The 3321-nt window shown below is 41.6% G+C and carries 2 protein-coding genes; one reads left to right on the forward strand and one right to left on the reverse strand.

From position 1 onward, the window contains the following. The first annotated feature begins 195 nt into the window (after positions 1–195). The gene (locus tag AB4653_RS06270) at positions 196–1563 is read left to right on the forward strand and encodes an MATE family efflux transporter (RefSeq protein ID WP_102257325.1); all 1368 of its coding nucleotides are present in this window, start codon (positions 196–198) and stop codon (positions 1561–1563) included. A gap of 257 nt (positions 1564–1820) precedes the next feature. Here AB4653_RS06270 and AB4653_RS06275 read toward each other — a convergent pair whose 3' ends face one another. Beyond that, positions 1821–2858: a polysaccharide lyase family 7 protein gene (locus AB4653_RS06275; RefSeq protein WP_004733527.1), complete on the reverse strand. Its 1038-nt coding sequence runs from the start codon at positions 2856–2858 to the stop codon at positions 1821–1823. Positions 2859–3321: the final 463 nt, after the last annotated feature.

Genomic DNA, 3321 nt, shown 5'->3' on the forward strand with positions numbered 1-3321 from the left:
GATGATGAAAACCAAAAGCTGTCTAGGGTTGAATTAGCAATCGCATAACCAAGATTGACCAGACTGACTCGTGTATCCCAATACACGAGTCAGTAAGTTTTAGCGCCCATTTTTAACCATCCATTACCGTAGTGTTTCATCTTTAAATGTTGAACTCGGGTCCTCTCAGAGAAAACTTACGGTTACACACATAAGGTGTTGTTTGTGTCTACACAATCGTATGTAAGGAAAAATTTCTCTCTCGCCTGGCCCCTAGCCCTAAACGGTATATTGATGCAGTCGATGTTGATGATCGATACGCTGCTGGTTTCTCCTCTTGGTGAAATACCTTTGGCTGCCATGGGAATTGCGACCACTATGGTTGCCTTTGTACTCGGTATTCAAATGGCGCTGGCAAACGGCACTCAGCTAGTATTGAGTCGCGCCGTGGGTTCTGGCATTACCGCTTCATTATCCAAAGCGTTTTGGGCAGGTCTGTTCATCAACTTAGGTATCGCGACAATATTTTGGTTTCTGCTCACCTTTTTAGAACAGCCTTTAATTCAAGCTTTAACCGACGATAAAGCCCTTTACTTAGAAATCAGCCACTACCTTGATATCTCAAAGTATCTCGTCATTTTCACAGCATTAACGCAAGTAATTATCGCCCTATTTAATGCATTAGGAAGAACCAAAATACCGTTTAAAGGGTATTTGATTGAATTGCCGATCAACGCTGTACTTTCTTATGGACTCATTCACGGCTTTTCAAATTTCGAAGGTATTGGTGTTCAAGGCGCCGCGCTAGGCAGTGTTATTGCTATCACCCTTCGCCTTGTGTATCTGGTTCTTTGCGTGTATTTGAGCTCGGCAATTTCACTCAAATTAGACGCCCTGCGATCTGAGTTCATGACAAACGTTCGTCGTCACTTTATCGAGATATTCCCTGTCGCAGCAAATGTAACCATGCTATTGATTGGCGCAACGATTTATCAGTTACTGTATTCGCAACTTAACATCAACGCGTATGTTGCGATTACTTTGGTGATGCCTTGGATCAGGGCTGTCTCTCAATTTATTACTGCTTGGGCTCACTCTTCCGCAATTACTATCAGCCAAGCGATTGGCTCTAAAAAGATGGATGACCTAGTCAAAAACGTCGATACCAGTATTGATATTGCGGTCGTCATTTCTTTTGTGTGTGCAATCTTGTTCGCAGGATTAAGTCTGGTTATTGGTGACATTTACCCGAACTTGGATGAGTCTACCTATCAAGCATTGGCCGTTATCGCCCCACTCTACATCTTCTTGCCGATTGTCCGTGGCTACAACACGGTTCATGGGAATGTATTAAGAGCACTAGGAAAAACGACCGCAGTCTTCAAAATCAACTTTACTGGTCAATGGGTAATTTCAATTCCATTGTGTGCATTGATCATCTTTGGATTAGACGGTTCTATCTTTTGGGCATTCGCTATCCAACCATTCGAAGAAGTCGTTAAAGCTTTTCCATTCCGTCATTTGGCTCGAAAGTCTCTTAAAGAGTTCGATGCCGACAAAGCCAAAGAGTTGATGTATGACTAAACTCCGTATCGAGTTGCCGTCCTAAAATCTTCCTACGCTTTCTGAATACAACCTTGTCTTTTGACAAGGTTGTATTGTTTTAGCTGTACCTTTCATTGGTAGGCTTCAGCACACCCTCATTGATACCAAGGTCACATTAATACCAAGGTCATCTAAAACTCATATAAAACAAAAAGACCACTCAACATTCGGTTAAGTGGTCTTCGAAAATATTCCTTAAGGACTGCGTCTAGCTAGCCTATTGGTTATGCTATGTGCTATTTACCGTTCAACTTAAGCGCTGAGAAAGTCACACTGTTGTAATCGCCATTCTTTTTATCGACAGCGAAATCGCCAGTACCGCCACAACCAGGCCCCCATACAGGGTGAGAATCGCTCACGCTACATTGGCCGTATGCGCCCGCTTTGTAGTAAAAATCATCTTCAGCATAGCCCGTTGGTGAATCAAGTTCATCGATGCCCTTACTCAGGTCGATTTCATACTTAACGGTATCGTGACGCTCGGTTTCAAACGTTAGGTACATCATGGTGCCTTTCACTTCCACTTTGTAGCTAAACTCTTCACCAAGAGCAATACCCGCTTCACCCGGCTCTGCAGGGTTTTCCCACGTGTTACCCCACACTGGATAAGCGATATCGGCACGGTTAGGATCTTTTTTCTCTAGGTTACGTTCATAGTTCCAGAATACTGAACCCATTTCTTGGTCAGGAAACTTCTTATAGAAGATCTTTAGTGGTTCATTACCATGCCCATAACCGGTTCCAGCTTTGATTAGCTCGTTGTGTTTTTTAGCATGAATTTGACCAACCACAACAGAATGAGCTGGGTATTTTTCTGGGAACTTAGCGTTAACTGAGACGTGATTCACTTTTAATGTCGCTTCTAATGTTCCGCCCACAGCACTGTATTCACTAGCCGCTGGGTGACTCGACAGTGCCCACTGGTTTCCTTTATCAGCCGTATCGATAGAGAAATCTGCGCCTCTTGGCATTTGTCGTAATTCAGAACGCGCATTCTTCGAGTTTTTCGTCGTAATCGCTTGGTTCTGCACTTCAAATACAAGGTTGCCGTCTTTATCAAGATGGAAGAAATCACTATGTGAGTAGCTCATCATAGCGACCCCTTCGATTTCATCAACGCGACCATCTTCATTAATATCTGAAGGTATGGTTATTTTCCAATTATGCATATCGAATTTATCGGCAGGTACTGGGTAAGAAACACCGTTATTTGCGAAAGTAACCATTGGCACAGTCGCTAATAACGCCACTGCTAATATGTTTTTCTTAAACATGACTCATCCTTTATTGTTAACAGATACTGAGTACACTCTCAGCACAGAAACTACTTTTGAACACTAATTCGTCATCACGATTTTCTTTAACTCGAACAAGTCACCTGCAAAACAACATCTCTAAACCAATTTCAAATACCTGCCTCGTATTCACTGGCCTTGCCTTTTGCTACGACTGCTATTTCTAACAGTCGAGACTGTTCCCATCATCATTAGTAAACGTAAAAACAATTAATTTGTCTTATTTTAACTCAATTTAAAAGGCGTATTTTTGAAGCTTAACAATATGAGAACCAAGTCATGATTAACTTGGAAAATAGAGCCACAATTGAGATGTTCATTACATTTAACTATATAAACAAGTCACTATTCGGAACTTTTGATAGTTCTCACAGAAATACCACCCAGGAATAAATACCATATTTGTAATACATTAATTCAATATTATTTAAATGTTGATTTG

It is taken from the genome of Vibrio sp. 10N.222.48.A3 (genome assembly GCF_041475345.1).
Lineage (GTDB): Bacteria > Pseudomonadota > Gammaproteobacteria > Enterobacterales > Vibrionaceae > Vibrio > Vibrio tasmaniensis_A.